24 protein-coding genes are annotated in these 23,812 nt (G+C 37.1%); 7 read left to right on the forward strand and 17 right to left on the reverse strand.

The window, feature by feature from the left end; genetic code table 11:
* Positions 1-16 precede the first annotated feature (16 nt).
* Positions 17-1,780 carry a hypothetical protein gene (locus tag DAY19_RS02945; protein WP_114705691.1) on the forward strand — a complete coding sequence of 588 codons (1,764 nt, stop codon included), beginning with the start codon at positions 17-19 and terminating at the stop codon, positions 1,778-1,780.
* 26 nt (positions 1,781-1,806) lie between these two features.
* Positions 1,807-2,199 (forward strand): thiol-disulfide oxidoreductase DCC family protein, encoded by a 393-nt coding sequence (locus DAY19_RS02950; RefSeq protein WP_114705692.1) that lies wholly within the window; start codon positions 1,807-1,809, stop codon positions 2,197-2,199.
* 1 nt (position 2,200) lies between these two features.
* On the opposite strand, the gene DAY19_RS02955 is transcribed toward DAY19_RS02950, so the two are convergent.
* From DAY19_RS02955 to ahcY, 3 genes are all read right to left on the reverse strand, one after another.
* The gene (locus DAY19_RS02955; protein WP_133296870.1) at positions 2,201-2,881 is read right to left on the reverse strand and encodes a hypothetical protein; all 681 of its coding nucleotides are present in this window, start codon (positions 2,879-2,881) and stop codon (positions 2,201-2,203) included.
* 4 nt (positions 2,882-2,885) lie between these two features.
* The gene (gene rpiB, locus DAY19_RS02960; RefSeq protein ID WP_114705694.1) at positions 2,886-3,326 is read right to left on the reverse strand and encodes a ribose 5-phosphate isomerase B; all 441 of its coding nucleotides are present in this window, start codon (positions 3,324-3,326) and stop codon (positions 2,886-2,888) included.
* A gap of 63 nt (positions 3,327-3,389) precedes the next feature.
* Complete coding sequence (gene ahcY / locus DAY19_RS02965; protein WP_114705695.1) at positions 3,390-4,685, reverse strand: adenosylhomocysteinase; 1,296 nt, start codon at positions 4,683-4,685, stop codon at positions 3,390-3,392.
* A 198-nt stretch (positions 4,686-4,883) separates the two neighbouring features.
* On the opposite strand from ahcY, the gene DAY19_RS02970 reads away from it, so the two are divergent.
* A complete protein-coding gene (locus tag DAY19_RS02970; protein WP_114705696.1) occupies positions 4,884-6,119 on the forward strand; it encodes a THUMP domain-containing class I SAM-dependent RNA methyltransferase in 1,236 nt (411 codons plus the stop codon).
* Between the two features lie 2 nt (positions 6,120-6,121).
* Here the strand turns inward: DAY19_RS02970 and DAY19_RS02975 are convergent, their stop codons facing one another.
* The 3 genes from DAY19_RS02975 to DAY19_RS02985 all read right to left on the reverse strand — a co-directional run bounded on the left by DAY19_RS02975 (position 6,122) and on the right by DAY19_RS02985 (position 9,591).
* The gene (locus DAY19_RS02975) at positions 6,122-6,937 is read right to left on the reverse strand and encodes a hypothetical protein (protein ID WP_114705697.1); all 816 of its coding nucleotides are present in this window, start codon (positions 6,935-6,937) and stop codon (positions 6,122-6,124) included.
* A 31-nt stretch (positions 6,938-6,968) separates the two neighbouring features.
* Positions 6,969-8,693, reverse strand: a complete 1,725-nt coding sequence (locus DAY19_RS02980) for an acyl-CoA dehydrogenase (protein ID WP_114705698.1) — start codon at positions 8,691-8,693, stop codon at positions 6,969-6,971.
* Positions 8,694-8,856: 163 nt separating this feature from the next.
* Positions 8,857-9,591 (reverse strand): hypothetical protein, encoded by a 735-nt coding sequence (locus DAY19_RS02985; protein WP_114705699.1) that lies wholly within the window; start codon positions 9,589-9,591, stop codon positions 8,857-8,859.
* Positions 9,592-9,786: 195 nt separating this feature from the next.
* Between DAY19_RS02985 and gpmI the strand changes: the two genes are divergently transcribed.
* Genes gpmI through DAY19_RS03000 form a run of 3 tightly spaced genes read left to right on the forward strand, consistent with a single transcriptional unit; the run spans position 9,787 to position 13,902 of the window.
* Positions 9,787-11,310: a 2,3-bisphosphoglycerate-independent phosphoglycerate mutase gene (gene gpmI / locus DAY19_RS02990; protein ID WP_114705700.1), complete on the forward strand. Its 1,524-nt coding sequence runs from the start codon at positions 9,787-9,789 to the stop codon at positions 11,308-11,310.
* An 8-nt stretch (positions 11,311-11,318) separates the two neighbouring features.
* Positions 11,319-12,326 (forward strand): 6-phosphofructokinase, encoded by a 1,008-nt coding sequence (gene pfkA / locus DAY19_RS02995; protein WP_199506604.1) that lies wholly within the window; start codon positions 11,319-11,321, stop codon positions 12,324-12,326.
* Between the two features lie 4 nt (positions 12,327-12,330).
* Complete coding sequence (locus DAY19_RS03000; RefSeq protein ID WP_114705701.1) at positions 12,331-13,902, forward strand: ArnT family glycosyltransferase; 1,572 nt, start codon at positions 12,331-12,333, stop codon at positions 13,900-13,902.
* Here DAY19_RS03000 and DAY19_RS03005 read toward each other — a convergent pair.
* From DAY19_RS03005 to DAY19_RS03055, 11 genes are all read right to left on the reverse strand, one after another.
* The gene (locus DAY19_RS03005) at positions 13,884-14,636 is read right to left on the reverse strand and encodes an alpha/beta fold hydrolase (RefSeq protein ID WP_114705702.1); all 753 of its coding nucleotides are present in this window, start codon (positions 14,634-14,636) and stop codon (positions 13,884-13,886) included. The genes DAY19_RS03000 and DAY19_RS03005 overlap by 19 nt on opposite strands.
* Complete coding sequence (locus DAY19_RS03010; RefSeq protein WP_158536758.1) at positions 14,633-15,601, reverse strand: DUF2817 domain-containing protein; 969 nt, start codon at positions 15,599-15,601, stop codon at positions 14,633-14,635. The genes DAY19_RS03005 and DAY19_RS03010 overlap by 4 nt, the downstream gene beginning before the upstream one ends.
* Positions 15,602-15,605: 4 nt before the next feature.
* Positions 15,606-16,283 carry a hypothetical protein gene (locus DAY19_RS03015; protein WP_114705704.1) on the reverse strand — a complete coding sequence of 226 codons (678 nt, stop codon included), beginning with the start codon at positions 16,281-16,283 and terminating at the stop codon, positions 15,606-15,608.
* Positions 16,284-16,356: 73 nt separating this feature from the next.
* Entirely contained in the window at positions 16,357-17,643 is a 1,287-nt protein-coding gene (locus tag DAY19_RS03020; protein ID WP_114705705.1) for a Y-family DNA polymerase, read from the reverse strand.
* Positions 17,644-18,033 carry a LexA family protein gene (locus DAY19_RS03025; RefSeq protein ID WP_158536759.1) on the reverse strand — a complete coding sequence of 130 codons (390 nt, stop codon included), beginning with the start codon at positions 18,031-18,033 and terminating at the stop codon, positions 17,644-17,646.
* Positions 18,034-18,110: 77 nt separating this feature from the next.
* Positions 18,111-18,626, reverse strand: coding sequence for a hypothetical protein (locus DAY19_RS03030; RefSeq protein WP_120405459.1), 516 nt, complete (start codon positions 18,624-18,626; stop codon positions 18,111-18,113).
* Positions 18,627-18,677: 51 nt separating this feature from the next.
* Complete coding sequence (locus DAY19_RS03035; protein ID WP_114705708.1) at positions 18,678-19,160, reverse strand: hypothetical protein; 483 nt, start codon at positions 19,158-19,160, stop codon at positions 18,678-18,680.
* Positions 19,161-19,205: 45 nt separating this feature from the next.
* The gene (locus tag DAY19_RS03040) at positions 19,206-20,468 is read right to left on the reverse strand and encodes a Glu/Leu/Phe/Val family dehydrogenase (RefSeq protein ID WP_114705709.1); all 1,263 of its coding nucleotides are present in this window, start codon (positions 20,466-20,468) and stop codon (positions 19,206-19,208) included.
* Positions 20,469-20,578: 110 nt separating this feature from the next.
* Positions 20,579-21,313, reverse strand: a complete 735-nt coding sequence (locus DAY19_RS03045; RefSeq protein WP_120405461.1) for a hypothetical protein — start codon at positions 21,311-21,313, stop codon at positions 20,579-20,581.
* 207 nt (positions 21,314-21,520) lie between these two features.
* Positions 21,521-22,402 (reverse strand): ParB/RepB/Spo0J family partition protein, encoded by an 882-nt coding sequence (locus tag DAY19_RS03050; protein ID WP_114705711.1) that lies wholly within the window; start codon positions 22,400-22,402, stop codon positions 21,521-21,523.
* A 101-nt stretch (positions 22,403-22,503) separates the two neighbouring features.
* Positions 22,504-23,280: a ParA family protein gene (locus DAY19_RS03055; RefSeq protein ID WP_158536760.1), complete on the reverse strand. Its 777-nt coding sequence runs from the start codon at positions 23,278-23,280 to the stop codon at positions 22,504-22,506.
* A gap of 210 nt (positions 23,281-23,490) precedes the next feature.
* Here DAY19_RS03055 and DAY19_RS03060 point away from each other — a divergent pair, with 210 nt between their 5' ends.
* Entirely contained in the window at positions 23,491-23,811 is a 321-nt protein-coding gene (locus DAY19_RS03060; protein WP_114705713.1) for a rhodanese-like domain-containing protein, read from the forward strand.
* Position 23,812 lies beyond the last annotated feature (1 nt).

The raw sequence follows: 23,812 nt of genomic DNA on the forward strand, positions 1-23,812 counted from the left end.
TTATTGAGGGAAATCAATGTTAAAGATAAATAAACTCATCATTCTAGCTATTTGGGCCACTATGAATATAGATGCCTTGGCCCAGTCAGCAGGATATACAGCTCCGACTCAAGAAGATGTGAGAACGGGAAATCTTACAGATCAAGATAAGATGAAGATGGAAAACTTCACTCATGCTGGTTATCAGAAGCGTGAGGCGGAGGAAGCGTGGGCAGAAGAATGTGGTACCGATGCTTATTGTGACAATATTAAAAATGGTGGAGATGCCACTGAAGGTGAGAAATTCTTAGGGATGTCCCCACAACTATTTAAGGCCGTTGCTCAAGCCTACTCAATGATTATGCCGGCAATTTCACAAGCTGGTGGTGGCGGAACCTTTGGAAAAATTGATCGCACAACAAAGAAGGATGTTACAAAAACATGGTCTGAACGTGGTGTAACAAAGAAAGATGGTTCATTCCAAGTTACAGATGAAGATAAATTTAAGGAATGGAATAACTCAAATGAAAATCCAGTAGATAAAGATGCCGCTACAAAGCAAGCCAATACAGAAGAATCAAAAGCCAAAGAGGAAGAAGGTGCTGATTATTGTCAGTATATCCCAATGGGAACAGAAATTATCGCACGCGCAACTCAAAAGCGAAGCGATGAATTTGCACTAGCATCTCAGCCAGATATTGAAAATGCACAAAGTGCGGCCCTTTTTAAACAAGCGCGATCACACCGTGACCGCCAAAAGTCAGTAGATATTCAAAGAAAAGGTTGGGGAGCAACAACAGTTTGCTACACGGCCTCTATTGCAATGATGGGTGGCTCATTTACAAGCCCTACTAACGTTTTAAAACTTGCAGCCTCTGCATTAATGACAAAATACTATATGTGGGAATATGGAATGCATGGTGATGCTGCAGACAAGCTAAACTCAGTTGGTAAGAAATTAAGTGGAAAAGGAAAATGTAATCCTGTTTCAGATAGAGACTGTTACTGTAGTCAGCCAGAAACACAAAATGATGTAACTTACTGTTACCCACAAATCGCTCAACGTAAGGCCCAAAACGGAAACTACCAAGTATCTTGTGTTGATAATAATGTAAAAGAAGATGTTGGTTGTAGTTGTCGCCAAACTAATACATGTCTTGATACGAGAATCTCAGCAAAGATCAATGATATGTACATTCCAGGGGGACTTGGATCAAGCCTTGATAACTTCTATAAAATGACAAATGGAGTTTCAAAACCTGAAGGAGCCTCTGACTCGTACCGCGCAACTGCAGGTAAGATCTTTGCAATGGCCAATGATAAAGTAAGAGATGCACTTGATAAGGTTGAACTTCCAAGTTCATATGAAAAGAAGAATGAAGAAGTTGCCAATGCCCTTAGAGACTTTGGACTAAATGGTACGGTTGCAAATGCAATGTCAGCGGCACCAGAGACGAAAGAAAGCAAGAAAGCAGAACAAACACTTAGAAAGCGTTATGGAAGCGGCCTTAAGTATAAAGGAAAGTATGCTAGTTATAAGAAAAAAGATAACGGACTTTATTTTAAAGGTGGAAATGGGCTTAACAAGAAAAAGAAATCAGATAAAAAGGTTGTAAACCCTTATGCTCACCTTCTAAAGAAAAAGAAGAAGAAAAACGCAAGAGCAACTGCTGATATTTTAGACTATTCAATAAAGGCACAAAAAAACGCTGGTATCACAAAAGATAAATCGAGAAATATCTTTGAGATTATTTCAAGACGATATCGATATTCAGCAACAAAGAAATTAGGAATTCAATAAAGAAATATTTAATTAAAGGAATTTTCATGGAAGAAAATTACAAGTTACCAATTCTCATTTTTGATGATGAATGCCCTCTTTGCATTCGCTTTAAAGACTCTCTAGCAAGGCTAGAAGGTGCTAAAAAGATCTCTTTCATCCCAGTAAATGATAAAAAAGTGTATGAACAATTCAAAGAACTTGGACTAAATGAAGAGGAATGCCAAAATGTGGTTCACTACATCACTTCAGATAAAAAGGTTCTAAAAGGTGAAGATGTAATTGCTCACCTAGTGAAACTCTATCCTCTTGTACACAAGTTTAGCTGGCTAATAGAAAGTGACATGGGAAAGAAAGCAACAGACTACTTTCACAAAACAACTAATGCCTATCGCAAAATGATAAAGAGAAAATGTCCTAATTGTATGAAACACGCTTAATCTAGCGAACAAGACTTTTACGAGAAAACATTCCACGATTATACGGCTCTAAAGTTAGGGCCGTTAATACCCAAGTTAAACAAAACTCTGCAAATTGAACCTTATTATCACTTGGTATAAACAGAGTAATAATAAGAAGGATTAAGAAGATTATGATATGAGTTGCCTTCGGCACAGGAAGTGCAAAAGCGTCGATTACGTTCTTAAACTTATCAACCTTTAAATAAAAAACTGGAACAGCAAATAAATAGAAGAAAAGAACTCCTCTAAGAAAGAGGTTCCAAGACTCATGACTAACACCACGGGCAATTAACCAATTTTGAAAGTTCGTTTCTAATAAAACACTATTAGCATCTCTAAACATCTCAGGTGAGTGCCAACCAAATAAACGTTGTCCCCAACTAACCTCTTCTAATGCACAGATTACATAGAAGATCCCCAAAACAATGAGCATCGTAAGAAACTTTTTATCTCGGAAATTTGAAAGAACTTTACGGCGGTAGAAGTAACCGAATGAGATTAGACAAAGGCCTGCGAAGGTAAACCACTCAAGTAGGCCATTATGTGTACTAAGCACATTATCGAAATAAGCTAAATCTGTTCTTGAAATATAGAGACTATAAATTCCAATTACAAAAATAACGAAAAACGAGATATATTCTGTCCATTTAATTTTAAACATATCTTTAATTTTCACCGAGGTCTGAAAACATGTCAATGCGGGTTTTATGCCTGCCACCTTCAAACTCAGTGGCCAGCCAAATCTTAGTCATGGCAATAATCTCTTCACTATTTGAAATACGCCCACCAAAGCAGATAACATTAGAGTTATTATGCTCGCGAGACAATCTTGCATCATCCTCAGTATGGCATAGAGCTGCTCGAATTCCCTTGAACTTATTAGCAACCATACTCACACCAATCCCCGATCCGCACAGAAGAACTCCACGCCCTTCTTTTTGAACGGCCTTAGCAAGTGCAATAGCATATTCGGGATAGTGACAAGATTCAGTAGAATGAGTACCAAGATCCTCAACATCATAGCCTTCACTTATTAAGAATTTCTTAACAGATTCTTTCTGCTCAAATGCACCGTGATCAGTTGCTAGGAATATTTTCTTACTCATGACTTTACCTCAAATAAGAAAGCCTCCTTTCGGAGGCTTTTATAAATTAATAGCGTGTATTGGCTAGTAACGATAATGCTCTGGCTTGTATGGACCTTCAACTGGTACGCTGATGTATTCAGCTTGTTGAGGAGAAAGTTCATCGATTTCAACATTGATTCTCTCAAGGTGAAGACGAGCAACTTTTTCATCAAGGTGCTTAGGTAGCATATAAACATTGTTCTCATACTTACCAGCATTTTCCCAAAGTTCCATTTGAGCAATTACTTGGTTACAGAATGAGTTCGACATAACAAATGAAGGGTGCCCTGTTGCACAACCAAGGTTAACTAGACGACCTTGAGCAAGAAGGATGATTCTCTTACCATCTTTTGCTGTATATAGATCAACTTGTGGCTTGATATTATCTTCTTCATAATTGTTATGTAGGTGCTTAATATCGATTTCATTATCAAAGTGACCGATGTTACAAACAATTGCACCATCTCTCATCTTATCTAAGTGAGAAGCGTTAATTACGTGGTAGTTACCTGTAGTTGTAACGAAGATATCACCTTCAAGAGCTGCTTTATCCATCTTCATTACTTCGAAACCTTCCATTGCTGCTTGAAGAGCACAAATTGGATCGATTTCAGTAACGATAACTCTTGCTCCAAGACCTTTGAAAGACTGAGCAGAACCTTTACCAACATCACCGTAACCAACAACAACACAAGTCTTACCAGCGATCATTACATCTGTTGCACGCTTGATACCGTCTACTAGAGACTCTCTACATCCGTAAAGGTTATCAAATTTAGACTTTGTAACAGAGTCATTGATATTGATTGCTGGCATCTTAAGAGTTCCAGCTTTTACTCTTTCATATAGTCTATGAACACCAGTCGTTGTTTCTTCAGAAAGACCTTTGATTCCATCGATTAATTCTGGGAATTTGTCGTGAACCATATTTGTAAGGTCACCACCGTCATCAAGGATCATGTTAAGAGCTGATCCATCTGCCCACTTAAGAGTTTGCTCGATACACCAGTCAAATTCCTCTTCGTTCATACCTTTCCAAGCAAAAACAGGAATTCCAGCAGCAGCGATGGCCGCAGCAGCTTGATCTTGAGTTGAATAAATATTACAAGATGACCATCTTACTTCAGCACCTAGTTCAACTAGAGTCTCAATAAGAACAGCTGTTTGAATTGTCATGTGAAGACAACCAGCGATTTTTGCACCTTTAAGTGGCTTTGAAGCACCAAACTCTTTACGTAGAGACATTAGTCCCGGCATTTCAGTTTCAGCAATTTTAATTTCTTTTCTTCCCCAGTCTGCTAGGGAAATGTCAGCTACTTTGTAGTCTGTAAAGCTCATGAATTCCTCACTTGTATGTTTAACTAAATTATTAAAATATTTATGTTGGAAACTATATCAGTAAGTTCTTCAAGTTTGAAGTCTATACGGCTCAATAATCACCTTTTTATGGGTATTTTTAGACAAAGAATGAACGAAATTTTACTAACTTAGGTTATTTTCTTTGACACACGCCAAAATAAAGCATAAATCCAGCCTATGAATAATCAAAGAAATAGCAATAAAGTCATTAATGACAAGAGTTTTTATTTTGCTTCTTGCCCTCGTGGTTGTGAGCAATACCTCGTCAATGAGCTTCGTGCCAATGGTATTGAAGGAAAGGCCGGCCGTGGTGGTGCAGCTTTCAAGGCCAGAAATAAGGCCACTGTAGAATATATTTTAAATGCCCGTATTGCTTCTCGTGTTTTTAAAGAAGTTGGATATTTCTATATCCGTGATGAAAAGCAGATTTATAAAAGAGCTGGGGAGCTTCCATGGGAAGACTACATCACACCAGATCAGACTTTTAAAATCAATACTCTTTTAGATGGTGAAAGTAAGGAGCTGTTTAAAAGTTCAATCTTCCTATCACAAACTCTAAAAGACTCTCTCGTTGATTATATGAGAGATAAGTTTGGCAAGCGTCCAAATGTTGAAACAACAACGCCTACAGTAACTTTCCTACAACGAGTTGAAAAAGTTAAAGAAGGTTGTAAGGTAATCGTTTACGCTGACATGGTTGGTGAGTCTCTTGATAAAAGAGGTTATCGTGAATCAGGTCACCGTGCACCTTTACGTGAAAACCTAGCGGCTTCACTTATTGCGGAAACAAAGTGGGACTGCCAAGGACCTTTCTATGATCCAATGGCAGGTTCTGGAACGATTCTTATTGAATCGATAATTTATTTTCTAAAGTTATCACCAGCATTTTTTAGACTTAAGAAGAATACGACTCCATATTCATTTACTAATCATCCATGGTTTCAAGATTCAAATCTTGTGGATTGGTACTTTGATAAAGTTCATGAAGTAATGACAGACTCACAAGAGAAGATTGATTCTATCCCAAGTGATAAATTCTTTTATAATGATGCAGATGTTGAGAACTTCAAGCTTGCAAGAGCTCACTTACTCGACTGCTTCGGCCGTGTAGACTTTGTTAATTTCAATTGTGAAGAGTTTTCTAAAGCATCTGTACCTGCAGGGTTTGAAAGAGGTATTGTTCTATTCAACCCTCCATATGGAGAGAGAATTCAAGCAATTGGTTTTGAAGATATCAATGATTTCTACTATGAGATTGGAGAGACATTAAAGAATAATTTTAAAGGATCAACTGCATATATTCTTACTGCCCATGGGCCACTAAGAAAGAATATTCGCCTAAAAACTTCTAAGAAGACAGAGTTTTTAAATGGCGACATAGAATGCCGCCTTTTAAAATATGAATTAATGTAATCTTAACTTTCTAAGAATTCCGTTAGATTCATAGCAAGCTTAGGTAAAGCGTATTTAAGAAGCGAGTTCTTATTTGCAACTTTATCCTTGTGCTTTGCCGATTTTGAAAAGAAGTATGTTCCGATATCTGAATCTTTAAGAAACATTGTATGTCCTTTACCTGCAAACTTTCTTAATACAAAATCTGAATCAAGTAAGCAGATATCGCGGATCATAAAGTTTCGGGCCATATAGATTATAATCACTTGATCTGAAAGATCACAAAATGACTTCCTAACCTTCACACCTTTAGGTGAAGTTTGATCTCCCCAATGTACAACGACTTCAACTCGTTTATTATCAGTCGTATAAAAATCGAATCCTCTTTGAGAAGTTGACTTCTTTTGCATCAAACCAAAGATACACTTTGCATACCATTCACCTAACTGAACAGGTAGCTTCTTACCGTTAAAAATAATATGCTCATCTCTTAAAATGTCATAAACCTTATTAACGGTTTCAATTGCATCAAAGATTCTCTTATTATCTGGAAGATGGATAATCATGACCTGCTTGGCCTGAGTTCTCTTAAGCTTACGAGAGAATTGATTCTCATACCATTGAGTAAACTCTTTATCACCAACGAGATCAAGGGAGTCATAAATATATCCCTTGCTCAATAACTCTGACTCATTAAACTCTTCTACTTTTTTTTCCATGAAGCTTAAGGGTGCATATTCCCCTTTCTTCTTCATGACATAAATATTGTCTTTATAGTAGTTGCTACTACCATGAGTTGATTCATTAAAGAGATCAACTCCTTTAATCATACTTTCCATTACTCACACCCGTGTTTTTAATACTTCAAAATTAAACATTGATTGAAGTTAGATCTTCTTCAAAATTTAAAACACTATGAGCAAGACCAATATTGCGTGTTAGCTGATACTGGCAGAATACTTTAAAGTCATCAATTTTTGATTGATAATACTTTTTCTCTTCTTCACTAGAAGCGTTTTTCAATTCATTTTGAGCAATACAAGCATGCTCAAGTAAAAGCCAAGAAACAACAAGGTTTCCACAATAAGTTAGGAAGTCAGTTGCATATGCCATAACACCATTTTGGTTCTTTTCGGCCATAAGCTTTCCAAACTTCTTAACAACTTCTTCACTCATCTCCATTGATTTTCCAATCATTGAAATTTCATGAGGAAATGACTTTGCTTCTTCTTTATTCATTGTTGCTTGAATCTTTTTTCCTACATTAAAGAATGTCTCACCTTTATCCATAAGGATCTTTCTCATAACAAAGTCAATTGCTTGAATTCCGTTAGTTCCCTCATAGATTGTTGCAATCTTTGTATCACGCATGAATTGTTCAATACCGTATTCAGTACAATAACCATAACCACCGTGAACTTGAACACCTTCACTTGCGATATTGACACCTTCATCTGTACAGTACCCTTTACAGATTGGAGTAAAGAGAGCAATTTCATTTTCTGCAACCTCATCTCCTTTCTCTGCCTTATCAAATAGATTAGCAGTATAAAGAGTAAGAGCTCTTAGCCCTCTTGCCGTCGATCTCATCTTAAGTAGCATTCTCTTAACATCTGGCATATTAATAATTTCAGTACCAAATTGTGAACGCTCTCTTGCATATTGCTCAGATAGTTCATAACAAAGGTTTGACTGCGCTTCACCTTGAAGTCCACAAAGTAGTCTTGCTTCATTCATCATGATGAACATATTTTTCATACCATCAAATTCTTCACCAATAAGCTCACCAACACATTCTCCGTCTTGGCCAAAAGTTAGCTCACAAGTTGCCTGAGCATGAATTCCCATTTTATGCTCGATCTTCGTGCATTTAACATTATTTGATTCTCCTGAATCAACGTTAAATCTTGGAACGATAAATAGAGAAAGTCCCTTTGTTCCCTCAGGTGCTCCTGGAGTTCGTGCAAGAACGAGGTGAATATTATTCTCGTAAAGATCACTCTCACCAGAAGAGATAAAAATCTTTACGCCATTGATTGCATATTTTCCATTATCAAGTGGCTTTGCCGTTGTCTTTGCATTCCCAACATCAGATCCTGCTCCTGGCTCAGTCAGACACATTGTCCCACCCCATTCACCAGTCATCATCTTCGTTACAAAAAGATCTTTTTGTTCCTGAGATCCAACTTTTAGAATTACATTCATCGCACCTTGAGATAGTCCGTAATACATTGACCAAGCAACGTTTGAACCAATTGCCATTGAAGTACATGCTACTTTTAAAGCATGTGGAGCTGGCATCCCACCAACCTCTTCAGGATAGCCAAGTGCATACCAACCATTTTCATAGAAATTCTTATTAACTTTGTGAAACATTTCTGGAACGATAACATTACCGTCCACATGCTTTACCCCAATCTCATCACTTTCTTGACGAGTTGGATAGATTTCGTTTTCTACAAATTTATCAAATTGGATGAGGATATCCTTTAATTCGGCCTCACCGTAGCCGAGTTCACCGGCCTGTTCTTGAATTTTGCACGTTTTAAATAGATTGAAATTTACATCCATTAAGTCTGTACGATACTTTGCCATATAATAGTCCTTTTTTAATACTAAAACACTATTATTATAAATGATGTTCAGGTTTCATGCACGTAAAGACAAATTTAGCCGGCGTAAATTAGGTTTAATTTAATAAAAAAGCGCGGATATTGCCGCGCTTTTTTGTCAGGTATGTATTTGGGGGATTTAAATCTTAGTAAGGAGTAGCATTAACAGTTGTTGCTTCTCTTGAAACAGGTTGTCTAATAAGGGCCTGATTCATATCAATTAAATTAGCAGCGCCGTTAATCTTAATTACCCAGCGACGAGAACTGATTCTCTTAACATACTCACAATCGGATTGTGAGCCATATCCTAAAGAATAGAACTGAGTGCAGTTCATATTATCTGAATATCTATAATAGCGTCCGTAAGGATCAACTTTATATAAATTACCATTTGCATTGGCAGACATTACATATGATGCAAGATTATTTGCAAGAGATGATAATGAACTTCCAAAGTGGGCATCTTCTGAGTATGTGTATTGAGTACCATAGTAATTTACATTACGATTAATAACTCCATTTGCACCTAACTCTCTAAAACCAATGTCTTGGTTATTATAACTTGATGAAGATGACGAATATGTACAAATTGTTCCATACCATTTTTCTTCACAATCTTGAGAACCATAGCTTGAGTTAGACTTTTGGAAAGCATAAAGGCCTTGAGGCGAGCTTTGACCAAAGTTATTATTGGCGATTGCATTTGCTAGTTGCTGTGCTGTTACAAGACTAGATGCAAGGCCATTAGTTGTACCATTGTTTACATTTACATTGTAATTGAAGCCACTACCATTTAGGCCTCCTCCGCCGTCAGATCCACATCCGACTAGTGAAGCAAGAACAATGACTGATAGAATCGAGTTCTTTAAGTTAAGTTTCATAATATTCTCCGTGTTTGTGTGTGTTTTAAACAATTTGCCTATATATATACAAGTTGCGTGCCAAGTTTTAAGATGAGATTACAAGTAATTAGAAAGCACCATGTGTATAAAAAGTGAACACATTGGGGTATTTTGTATAAACTTTAAGTAGTTATAAAATGTGTTTTGTACAAACACTTTGCTAGGATCGTGATTATGTCGATAAAAAATATAAGTAAAAAGGCCCTCTTAGTTATCCTTGATGGTTTCGGAATTAGTGAAAACACTGAAAAGAATGCTATTAGAGACGCAAAAACACCAACCATTGATAAGTTGTTTAAGACTTATCCATACACAAATATTCAAGCAGGTGGCGTACTTGTTGGACTCCCTAAAGGTGTTGTTGGTAATTCTGAAGTTGGGCATATGAACTTAGGAGCAGGTCGTGCTATTAGGCAAGACTTGGTTCGTATTAATGAGTCGATAAAGAAGGGCAACCTTTGTAGTCAATATCAACTTCAAAAGCTTATTGATACAGCAAAGAAGAATAATAATCGCATCCACCTTTTAGGACTTCTTTCTGATGGTGGCATTCACTCACATATAGAACACACTAAAGAGATCATTAAATGTCTTAAAGAAAGTGGTATTGAAGTCTTCGTCCATGCTTTTATGGATGGAAGGGATACTCCTCCGGCCTGTGGTGATATGTACTTAAAAGATATCGTTGGATATGAAGGCAGCCACTTTGCTTCAATGCAAGGGCGCTCAATTGGAATGGACCGTGATCGCAGATGGGAAAAGATTAAAAAGTCTTACGATATGTATTTAGGTAACGGGGACATTACAGATCTTTCTCCTATGGAATATCTTAATAGCGAATATGAAGCTGGAAGAACTGACGAGTTTATTGCACCAGCATTATTTAATAAAGACTATGCTATTAAAGAAGGTGATTGTGTCTTCTTTACAAACTTTAGACCAGACCGTGCAATCCAGCTAACTCTAGCTTTCAATTATCCAGAGTTCAGTGAATTTGAAAGGCCTTTCTTTCCTGCAATGTTTCTTTGCATGACTCCTTATATCCCTGATGAAATGGATTTACCGGTTCTCTTTGATAAAGAGAAACTTAAAGGAACAATGACAGAGTACTTAAGTGACCAAGGCCTAAAACAATTAAAAATAGCCGAAACAGAGAAGTATGCTCACGTAACTTTCTTTTTTAATGGTGGTGAAAAAGAGCCTTTTGCAGGAGAAGACCATCTTCTTATTCCATCACCAAAAGAAGTTTCAACATATGATGAAAAGCCACAAATGAGTGCTCCAGAAGTTACTGAAAAACTCTTAGCAAAAGTATCAAAATATGACTTTTCTGTTGTTAACTTTGCAAACTCAGATATGGTCGGCCATACAGGAAATTATGAAGCTGCTGTACAAGCGATAGAGACTCTTGATGAGTGTCTCGCAAAACTTTATAAGAAGTGTGAAGAGGAAGGGATAACAATGATTATCACAGCTGATCATGGAAATAGTGATCAAATGGTTCATAAAGATGGAACTCCTCACACAGCTCACACTGGAGCTCTTGTTCCATTTTGTGTCGTTAACGAAAAATTAAAAGATAAAGCTTTTACAATTGCACCGGGTGAACATTCATTAATGGATGTATCTCCTACTTGTCTCTATATTATGGGACTTCATCAAGCACCTAGCTTTACTGGACATCATATCTTTGAATAGGAAATTTTATGAGTGAAGAAACAAAATCAAATAATAATATAAATAGAATTGCAGTACTATGTAGTGGCGGTGACAGCCCAGGAATGAATTGTGCAATTCGCGCTGTAGTTAGAACTTGTCTAGCTAATGATATAGAAATATTTGGAATACGTCGGGGCTATGCAGGTCTTCTCGAAGGTTCACAACATCAAATGGATACAGCAAGTGTTGGAAATATTCTCCAAAAAGGTGGAACGATTCTACAAACCTCACGCTGTCCAGAGTTTATTAAACCAGAGATTAGAGCTGAAGCTGCACATATACTAAAAAGGAAGAATATTGATGCGCTAATTGTTATTGGTGGTAATGGATCATTCAATGGTGCATGGGAGTTACATAAGGAGCATGGAATTCCTGTCGTTGGAATCCCTGGAACGATTGATAATGATATCGAAGGAACTGACTATTCAATTGGATTTGATACAGCAGTGCAAACTGCAATCGAAGCTGTCGATAAGATCCGCGATACGGCCCACTCTCACGATAGAACGTTTATCGTTGAAGTTATGGGAAGAAAGTCTCCGGCCATCGCTCTTCATGTGGGACTTTGTACTGGTGCTGAAAATATTATCTTTCCAGTTCAAGAAGAAAAAGAAGTTGATATCGACACAATTGCTAATGATATTAAAAGAGGTCTTAAAAGAGGCAAAGGCTCTTCAATTATTATTGCCTCAGAAGGTGAAACAGAAGGCCTTTCACATTATGTTCACAATGAACTCCTTGATAAGCACAAGCTCGATTCAAGAGTATGTATCCTAGGCCATATTCAACGAGGTGGAAACCCTACTGCCAGAGATCGTTTCATTGCAACCCAAATGGGACATCTTGCTGTGAAGTCACTTCTTGCTGGTGAGAAGGCCAGTGTAACGGCAGAACAAAATGGACAAGTTGTACTAGAAAAACTTGAAAACTGTCTTGGTAAGAAGTTTGAAGTTGAAGAAAAGTATGTTGAAATTGTAAAAACTCTATCAAAGTAATTATATGCAAAAAGTATCAAACAAGAATTTATTTATTATCTTTACTATTTTATTTTCAATTTTTTACCTATGGGATATTGGAAACCTCAGTGCACCTCGCCAGGGAACTGAATCATTATATGTCCAAATTTCACAAGAGATGTATGACACCAATAATATAATGACACCTCACTATAGAGGAGAAAGACATTGGTCAAAACCGCCATTTCATTTTTGGATGCCATTTCCACTTTATGCACTAATGGGTGAATCATCTCTGACGGGGGCCCGCGCTTCTCAAGCAATCTTAACGATTATTCTAGCAGTCTTTACTGCCGGCTGGTTAAAGAGAAGATTTCGAATTGAGCCGCTCTTAACCCTCGCCTTCTTCTTAGGAGGCTATGGTGCAATTAAGTTTGGCCGTACTTTCATGATGGAGACATCACTTTCACTGCTTCCATTTATTAGTTCGCTTTTTCTTTTTGATTATATAAAAGACAAATCTAAAAAGAGTTTTATCTTAGCAATATTATTTGGTGGAGCTGGTGCTTTAATAAAAGGCCCCGTAACTATTGTCATGAGCTTTCTTGCGATGAGCTGTTATCAACTATTTCTATACAAGAAAGATAAAAAGTTCATTATCAAAGAATGCTTTTTCTACTTCTTGGCCATAACGATTCTTAGTTGCTCTTGGTATTTTGCAAGTTACCTAAGCTACAAGGAAGAATTCTTTAACTACTTCTTTGTAAGGGAGAACCTTGGAAAATTCGGAAAAGTTCCAATGCCAATGTATAAGGTATTTCAAGGGCTATTTCTTTATACTCTACCATGGGTATTAATTCTTCCTCTGACTTGGAATAAATTAAAGGAAAGCTTTAAAGGCCTTAATAAAGAAACATATTATTTCTTCTTTCACTTTGTGTGCTTCTTTGTCGTATGGCTTATACCTTCACAGAGATCTCATCACTATGCAATTCCAGCAGTGCCATTTTTTATGACATTTCTGTTATTACAAGTTGATCTAGATACTCTTCGAGAAAAATCAAAGTATGTTCTAGCTCTTGTAACACCATTGAATCTTTTATTTTTAGTGATCAGCTGTATTCTTGTATACTTTTCAAATGGTGTAATGATTGCTGTTAATCTTATCTTTTTACTTCTAATCGTTACCTCAATGATTGCTATTGCAAAGAAGAATGTCTTAATTGGATTCAATACAATTGGACTTTATTTAATCTTTCTTTGGTCTATTGTTATTTCACAATTCTATATTCCAGCAGTACCTGAAGGAGCAAAAAGTCTCTTCAAAGACAAGAAGGTTGCCCTTGTTGATCGCAGGTCTTATTTCTACGAACAATCTCTTGAGATGAATGTTGAACCAATTAAAAAGCATCAAGTACAAGACTTCCTAAATAAAGAAAACGCTGTTGTAATTGCTGCCATCTCAAGAATCACACCTGAGATAAGAGACTCTCACAGAGTTATTGCAAAGTGGAATAAATGGGTAAGACGAGCTAGATGGCGTCATATAAAAGCGGCCCTGACACAACGTTCATACGAGCCTCTAAAGGAAGATGTCTACTTACTTATGAAGTAATGCTTTCTCATCATTTCAATGATCCAGTCTGGATCATCAATTGGTAAATCGTGTCCTGCTTGTTCATGTAATTCAAGTGGGGCACCAAGTTTACGAGAAATTTCCTGACTACATTTATAATGAGCAAGCTTGTCTTCTTTACCGGCCAAGACTAATGTTTTTGCTTTAATACTTTGAGGAAGTTTGTAGTGAGAAGCTGCAAACACTTGTCTTAAAAAATTAATTCTTCTTAAAGGCTTATCTTCAAAGAACTCAGCGTAAGCATCAAGTAAATCTTCTGGTAGCTCTTTCATTTTTACAGTTAGAGATAAGGCTTTCTTCTCACGATCTCTTGTGTCTTTATTAAAGATTAACTTTGAAAATGTTCCAATTGCCTCAAAAGATAAGCGATGGAAGATACTTGCAGTGTCTCTAGTTGATGTATTAAGAAGGACAAGATTTTTAAAATCATCTTCATAGCGATCACACCAATCCAATGCCATCATTGCACCCATTGAAATACCGATGACACCCCACTCTCCAGGGTGCTCTTCTTTCAGTTTGAGCCAATCACTTCTTAAATCTTCAACATACGTTGAGATTTTAAGCGGTGAATTCTCTTCATTCTTACTTCCTACTCCAAGGTAATCTAGAGCAAAAACATTTTGTGTTTCATCCATCTCGTGAAGATAGTCAGGAAACTTATACCAATGGCGACTCTCTCTAGCGAGTCCTCTAAGTAATAACCAGTTCACAGTGAATTCTCCTTAACCCATGCTTTTGAACTTCCGACAGCGCGAAATAAGAATTTAATTAACATGATATGTCTTCTCATAGTTCGATCATAACGATGAGATTTTATCGGATTAAAAAGTCCTTCTCTTCTAAAGATTTGCAAAGGATTCTTCTTAACCCAAATCCAACTTCCCATCTCCAATGTTAAGGGTATATAAACTCCATCAGGATTTTCTTGTATATACTCATCGTATAGGTAATCCCATACGTCACCTTCAATAGTGTAACTTTCTGATGTTGGCTCAATCTGATAGATATGGTGTGGATGTGTCTCATTTAGAAGTTGTTCTAAATTCTCCATTTCCGTTATATTTTTAAATGGCGCCAATGTCTTAGAGTAGGGATACCATAAACGATCTTTGAGTCCGAAGCCAGAGTGGAAATCAACAGAGATGGCCCTCTTTGCTTGGAAGATATTCTTACGACAATAATTAACGAGGGCCTGTAGCTCCTCTTCCATTGCAGCATTTTCTTGCCCTTGATACCAAGGAAGCCTCGGCGTCAGCCTTTGCCCTGAAAGGAGAAATTTCTTTTTCTCTAATGCTTTTACAGGAGCATTTCTCATAAGATCAACATCATTAGCATTGGATCTTCTATGATGATACATCCCCCATGGGTTAATGAGCGGGATTGAAATAATTCGATATTTTTCTAAACTTCTTCTTAACTCTTCATCCCAAGATAGTTGCTTAAACAAAGATGTTAAGTAAGTTACCACAACTTGAGTCCCAACTTTTTCAAGTCCATGAACTCCTCCAAATAAAGCTAATACCGGAGCGCTTGGATCATCGCTTCCAATCTCAAAACTATGGATTGGAAAGCTATCACCGTTGTGGTTAATTCTCGTGATTTCTTGGTATCTAACAAGTGGGTCTTCGATTTTTGTTAATTCACCTATGGCATGTAACTCATCGAAGTCTTTCACGATGCTACCTTTGAAAAGTCTTTATATTATATGGGGATAAGAAGATAACAAAGAACATTGCACAACTTACTAGCTCAATAACTTCACCTTTCTTACCATGATCAATCGTTAAAAAAAGAAGATACATCGCAAGAAAGAAGAATGTATGAATTAGCTTTGGTACGGGTACTGCAAAGTCATCAATGATATATTGTACAAAACCAATTGTGCGATAAAGGACTGGTAAAATTAGAACGTAAACACCAGATATAATTCCAGCAATTAAACCAAAGATAACTTTATTGATTTTGAAATCACCAAATTTTAGATTGTGTAATGTAATATCATTTTGCGTATTGTATTGCTGAAAGAACTCTGGAGAACCTAAATCGAATATTCTCTGCCCCCAAGCTATCTCTTCTCCAAAACCGAAGAAGAATAAAGCGGCAAAGGCCAAGAGTGAAAACTTAAATAACTTAGACTTACTATCCTTTAATTTAAAGAATCGCCATAGGCATAGAATTGAAACAAGTAATAAATAAATAGCTTGCTGCATCTCCAAGAAACCATCTTCTACTGTATAAACTCCAGCAAACCAATTCGGGTTTGAAGCAGCAAAATACATCCCAAAGAAAACCATATGGGCAATTGATGTCATGATTATAATTTCTAATTTTCCAACTTGATCTTTAAATACGCTCATTTGGCCATTATAGTCAGCTCCTAGACTTATGGCAATATAGAGAAGATAACGCACTCGGCAATTTTTTTTTGGGTTAAGAGCACTTTGGTAACTGGGCCCAACCTGTCACATAACGCCTCGATAATTTTTCTCTTCTCATCTTCCATGAATCATTATCAACCCCGCAGGCCATTGAACGAATCATACCGCTCCCCTCACGACGGTTAATTTCATCAACAATTTTCATAAGCTTTGCGCTACGTGGATCATCTAACTCTTCAAAGAGACTTTGTTGAATTACCTCATCATCTGAAAAGTCTCCAAGCTTAACTCCGGCCTTTTTAAAACAAACACCCATTTTAAAAAGATCATCGAGTGCAGACCAGGCATACTTGATAATCTTTCTTGTATCAGATGTTGGCCCAAGAAGCTTAACTTTATCCTTACCGTAATAAGGTACTTCATTTAATTTATGTGGATCACTATGACAATAAACTTCAATTGTTGCACACAAGCTACGCTGTGCTCGCATCTTCTCACTTGCATTAGTTACATAATTTGCAACTGATTCTCGCAGGCTTTTAAGATCAACAACACTGCCACTAAAGGTACGAGAGCAGAGGATCTCTTTCTTCTTTGGCCGACATTCCTCTAATTCGTAACAGGTTATTCCCCTTAACTCATCTTGAGTCATACGACCAAGTTTAGTTAAAGTTCGCTGTATAACTTTTATATTCTTAAAGGCCTTAAAATCATAAGCCGTTTTTATTCCCAAGGTCCTAAGCTTTACACTATTCTTTCTTCCTATCCCCCAAACATCTTCAATAGAAACTCTTTTAAGGGCCACATCTTGTAATCTTTCATCGAGAAGACAGACAACGCCATTGGCCTTTTCTGATTTCTTGCCGATATGATTTGCAATCTTTGCAAGTGTTTTAGAAGGTGCAATCCCAATACTGACAGGAATTCCAGTCCACTGTAAAACCGTCTCTCTAATGCGATGGCCATAGGCCACAAGGTCTTCATCCATCCCCGTTAGATCAAGAAAGGCCTCATCAACAGAGTATATTTCTAAAGAAGGTGCAAAACGGGCCAAGACATTCATCACCCGATCACTGATATTTGTATACAGAGAAAAATTAGAAGAAAAAACATGAACATTGTGTGATTCACAAAGCCTCCTTACCTTGAAATAAGGGTCTCCCATTTTTACACCAAGGGCCTTTAGCTCTGGTGTACGAGAGACAAAACATCCGTCATTATTTGATAAAACCCCTACTGGTTTATTTCTAATTTCTGGCCGAAATAACCTTTCACAAGAACAGAAGAATGAATTGCAATCCACAAGAGCATAAACCTTCTGCTTATTATGACTTCCCATTTAAAGTTCCTTCATATCGCGTGCCACTGCTACAATTGGCCCCCACACCAAGAAGTCCATCTCATCAGTGATGGTGATATCTCGATGCAAGGGATTGTGTGAGCGCAAGATGACTCTCCCATCTTGCTTAATGAGACGCTTACATAGAAACTCTCCATCTAAGTAGACAATAGCAACTCTTCCACTTTTAACTTCTAAGGAGCGATCGATGACCAAAACGTCACCAGGAATAATCAATGGCTCCATCGAGTCTCCTTGAGCTTCAAAGAAGAAAGTCGCTGAACGATTTTGGACAAAGCGCTCATCTAAAGACTGATAATTTTCAATGTGGTCCTCACTGATTCCAAAGAGGCCACAATTTGCTACTGGAAGTTTCTTGTGCGTGTTCATAAGATTCATTATAACTTACGCATAACTTACGCACAAGATAAAAGAAAACCTTTCCAAGTCTATTAAAATTCAACAACTTATGATGCATCTGGGAACTTAATGATCTCATCAAGGGGAATAAAGTACGTAAGTCCTCTTAAGTCATCATTGTAACTGGCGATCACCTTAAGTTTTAAGTCATCCAATCGATGAAGAAAGTCTGATGATGTTTCATCAAAGCGAAAGGGCTCAATCTTACCACGTGTTGAAATCCTTCCTGCACAAAGACAATCACTTAAGTTCTGAATAGGAAGAACACCGGCCATGGACCAATAGAGAATAAGAAGTGGTAACTCAAGCCAGCGATAAAGTTCTTCTTTAGAACTAAGAGAGCCAAGAACCGTATTATCATCAATACAAAGTACATAGCGTTTAGGAGCAATTTTCAAATTATACTTCTTTGATAGAAAGATAAATTTTTCTTTAATGGCCTTTCCCTTTGAACCAAGCCCCACTATTTCAAGGCCAGGAATCCCCTTAGATGAATAGCCATACATCTCTGTTAAATGGGCCTTACTTCCCAATGGCAGTAACCCAAGCATTTGTTTGTGCATACTCTCCTCCGATTAGGATGAATATATGCAAGGAATGAAATTTAACGGAAGTTATAAATTAGTAGAATTAGGAATCTTTGACTTTGATTGAAAGAAACATTTTAAACGAGGTGGGTAAATTTCTAGAATCATAGAAGTGGAAAGATCAAGAGAGTGAGCAAACTCAGACTTTAACTCATTACAAGATTCATTAGTATTCTTACAAAACTTCGAATACTTCCCCTTACATACAAGTTCAAGGATGACAGTATCAGAGAAGTGACATGCAATTTTACCATCAACGAGATCAAAGCGCGCCTTAGTATAATTTAAATTACCTGTGTATTTCTTTTCACAAAAATTAGAGATTTCAAATGACTTGCCCATGCAGTCAATTTTAGAAGAAGATTCCTTACTAGCGAGTAAGGCATCTTTTACGCCAAAGAATTCACATACTTGCGTGTATGAGAAGAGCTTGCGGTCTGCCCCCGTAACAAGTTCACTTGTCACATTGGCAAAAGCGAAGAATGGAATAAGCAGTAAGATATATCGCATAAAAAAGGGCACCTTATAAGTGCCCTCTATCTTACAAGAAAAATATTAACCTGGGAAGAGCCCTCTAAATCTCATTGCTCTCTCTAATCTTTTAAGAGCAGCAACGAAAGCGGCCTTTTTCATATCGATATCATATTTCTGATGAGCTTCGTAAACGTTCTCAAAAGCATCTTTTAGAATATCGTGAAGTTTTCTATTGATCTCTGATAGATCCCAGAAGAAATTCTGAAGTCCCTGAACCCATTCAAAGTAAGAAACGATAACACCACCAGCGTTACAAAGAATATCTGGAACTAAGAAACAACCATTCTTAGTTACGATATCAATTGCAGCTTTATTAAGTGGACCGTTAGCACCTTCAGCAATAATCTTTGCCTTAACTTTATGTGCATTCTTTTCAGTGATTACACCATCAATTGCAGCTGGGATTAAGATATCAACATCAAGAGCGAAAAGTTCTTCGTTAGAAATTTTCTCTACTCCATCCATGTCTGCTAGTAGGCCACCTTTCTTAGTCCATTCAAGTGCAGCATTAATGTTTAAACCATTTGGGTTATAGATTGCGCCAGAAACATCTGAAACCGCAACAATCTTTGCACCTTGTGCTTCAAGATCATGGGCCGCAGGAACGGCAACTTTACCAAAACCGTGAATAGCAACAGTTGTGCTTGTATCGATTTTCATTCCTAATTTCTTAGCAGCAAAGTTTACACAAAAGGCAACACCTTTACCTGTAGCTTCACTACGACCAAGAGATCCACCAACTGTAATTGGCTTTCCTGTTACAACACCTGGAACAGTATAACCTTTTAGTTGTGAATAAGTATCAAGCATCCACGCCATAGTTTGTCCGTCTGTTCCAATATCTGGAGCAGGGATATCTACTTGTGGACCAATGAATGTATTAATTTCTGTTGTGTATCTTCTTGTTAAACCTTGAAGTTCTTGACGAGAAAGTTTTGTTGGATCAACACAGATTCCACCTTTTGCTCCACCTAGAGGTAGACCAACAAGTGCACATTTGAAAGTCATTAGCATTGCAAGACCAGCAGTTTCGGCCAGGTCAACGCCTGGATGATAACGTACCCCACCTTTTCCAGGTCCAAGAGTCATATTGTGTTGAACTCTGAATCCTTGAAAAGTTTTAACAGTACCATCGTCAAGACGAATTGGAACTGCAACTTGAAGTGCTCTTTTTGGGTGTTTAAGTCTGTCGGCAACGTTTGGATCGAGTCCCATAATTGCGGCAGATTCTTCTAATTGCGCGATGGCATCCTGATATAGTGGATTATCTAGAAGATTGCTCATTTTTTTTAACTCCGTTATACGTAAAATAATTCCTAATTTACTCCAATTATAACGGATGAGCTAGTAAATGCATGGGGCAATTACTGACTTTTTTTGCCAAATTCGGTTAATTAGAAATTGAATGGAGTTGAGTAATTTAAACGTAACTCGTGCGACGCATTACTTCCTCCAACAATATCTTTTGCCGATGCTCTAGCAGAGAGTCGGTCTGTTAAACCTTGTTCTACATAAAGCTCAATATTTGTTCCAGCAGTATAGTAATCAACTGAGGCAATCGTGCGAGTTTCATTAAAATTCTTTCTTACTTGCATCATTAGACCATCAGATAGAGATAGAAATGTATTAGCATCGACAAATGGATTTTCGATTTTAATAATAGCAAGACCCTTAAGTACCTTTGCTCTAAATTTAACTTTAAAGTTATCTGAAATTTGTGCTTCAGACTCTGGTGTTAACGTTTCTTTCATCTGACCAACTTGGGCCATTGTTGAACCTTTCTTTGCCCTTTTAATTGAGCCAGAAATTCTCTTATCAATATACTTTAAAAAATTCTTATTAAAGTAGCGCTTTCTCTCATCAATAGTTGAGAGCTTATGAAATGTTGTGGAAGTTAGATCCCAATTTCTAACATATTCATCTCTTGCCTGCATTTGATGATAATGATTCGACATCCTCTTTAGAACACCTGCGTGATCATATACAAAAACATAGTCGAGAAATGTTTTATAATCTTCTGGTTTTGGAGCAAAGTCCACATCAGCGTAAAAACTTTGTGGGGTACGCTCTTGAAGTTTGACTTCAACTCGAGGGTTAAAAGACTTAAAAAGAGTTAAATCTTTTTTCACTTCGCCTTTAGCAAGTGTATTACATGTGAACAGAAGCAGTGATAACTGTATAAATCTTGAACACTGTGTAGAAATTTTACTCTTGTTTTTCGCTGTGTTTAGCATGTTAAGTCCCTCAAATTACATTAATAAACTATTCAGTTACTAATATAAGTTGCAAGGGTCATGCCAAGGATGAATAGCTTCACCCTTGGCCATGCTTATGTCTTACATATCGACGATATTTTGTGTTTCTTTGAGGAGCTCATTAAGTAAGGACTGAGTTTTCTTATCCAGCTTCTTACCTTTAGCTTGTGACTTTAATGTCTTAATAAATGCATTTGCCGTAAGTCCTTTTGGAACAGTTGGCTTTTTCTTCTTTCTACCTGGCTTAATAACACCACCATCTTTGATGGCCTTCTTAAGTTCAGCTCTTTTTGTTAACTCACCTTTATAAAGCATTTTAGTTAGCTTTGTTTTAAGTGGGCTTTTCTCAAGAGCATCAAGTTCTAGAAGTACATACTTTTCAATATTATGAGCTTTGGCCGCTTCTTTAATTTTCTTACCCATTTTGGCAATCATTAAAGACCTGTGAACTTCAGACTTTGAAATACCAAGAGCAGCTTGAATTTTTCTCTCACTCGCCTTCGTTGCTTTTTGGTAATTTAAAATACCATCGGCCTTATCAATATAGTGAAGTGCTTCACGTGATGAGTTCTCAGAGAACTGAATTGCCATAAGCTCTTGTTCATTCTTCTTATCAAGAATAAAACAAGGACACTTCTCTTTTTCAATAAGAGACATGGCACGGTAACGTCTCTCACCACAAACTAATGTTAGTCGACCAAGCTTATCCTTATGAAGAACAAGTGGTTGAATTAGACCATTTTGTTTGATGTTTTCAGCAAGCTCTTTTAGAGAACTATCATTAAATTTAGTTCTTACCTGCTCTTTTACAACAATCTCTTTTAAGTAAACTTCATCTAGCTTCGCTCCTTGTAGAAGACGATCACCAGAAAGTCTCTCCATTACGGAGCTATCGAGATTATCTGTTAATTTTAAAGTTTTTCTTTCTTTCTTAGAAACTCTTGGAGCAAATTTTTTTGCCATAAATTCCTCTTCCCTATGTTGAGACTATTTTCTTTTAAAGAGGGCCAGTCACACACACATGGCCCCTTTAAAAGCGAAACACATCCGTGTGTCTCAAAATATTATAGATTTAATGATTCCCAAAGCTTTTGGTAATCTTGATGTCCGCGCGACTTCTTCCCCATTTTACAAATAGGTCTCTTTAATGAAATCGACTCTTGCATCTGAACAAGATTACGAATTGGTGGTGTAATGTTAAAAGACTGAGCAAGTTCTTCTAGTCTTTGCTTTTCAATCTTTCTTCTCGCATTAACCATTGATGGAATGATTGAGAATTCTAATGAAGAGTTCTCAGTCTCTTTGATAATTTCAAAAGTATCCATTAACTCTTCTAGACCATCAATAGAGTAATCTTGAGCCTGTGTTGGAATTAGAATCTTATTACTTGCAACAAGTGCCATAATAAGTTCATCACCAAGCATTGGAGGTGTATCGATTACAACGTAATCAAACATTCCCTCTGGAATTTGCTCAAGTCTTAGCCTCATCAGTCTCTCCTTACGGCCAGCTTCTTTTCTAATCTCACCTTCTGAAAGAATCAGAAGCTTTGATAGATTGGCCATATGACGACTTGATGGAATAACAGTAATATTCTTATGAAATTTACCCTTACCTTCTGAAGGCACCATAACGTCTTCAATAGTAACGTCACCGATTAACCACTCAGGAATAAGAGTTCTGTGAATTTGTAAATTAAATGTTGAACTTAAATTGGCCTGTGAATCTAGGTCAATAACAAGTACCTTGTGACCTTTATTGGCCAAGTGAGTCGCTAATTGGTAGCACTGCATTGTTTTACCAACGCCACCCTTGTTATTTGCAACCGTTATAACTTCCATGTAAGCTCCCCTGGTCATCCATTTGACCAATATAAAAAACTATCTATATAAAATGTTAAGAAAAGTATCACGCAACGTCAAATACCTGATTAAACAATTTGAGCCCCATCAAATCTATTTTTAGACGCACATGGTAAATTACTCATAAGGTGACAGCTTGTGAGGAATGTTCTAAATTCCCAAACGTCGTATTAATAAAAGGAGTAACGCATGATTAACTTTATGGAAGTTGGTGAATTAAAGGATTTAATGGATAAGAATACAGACCTTATTCTTGTGGATTGCCGAGAGCAAGATGAGTGGGATGCAGGTCATATTGAAGAAGCTATTTTTATTCCACTATCAGACTTCGCTAATCAATATGCGAATCACTTAAAAGATAAGAGTAAAAAAATTGTTGTTCAATGCCGTAGTGGAAAGAGAAGTTTAAATGCTTGCCAATTTCTACTGGAAGAAGGTTTTGAAGACTTATACAACCTAGAAGGTGGAATCCTTGCTTGGGGAGAAAGTGGTTACCCAATTAAGGCTTAAT

This window comes from Halobacteriovorax vibrionivorans, from assembly GCF_003346865.1.
Classification (GTDB): Bacteria; Bdellovibrionota; Bacteriovoracia; order Bacteriovoracales; family Bacteriovoracaceae; genus Halobacteriovorax_A; species Halobacteriovorax_A vibrionivorans.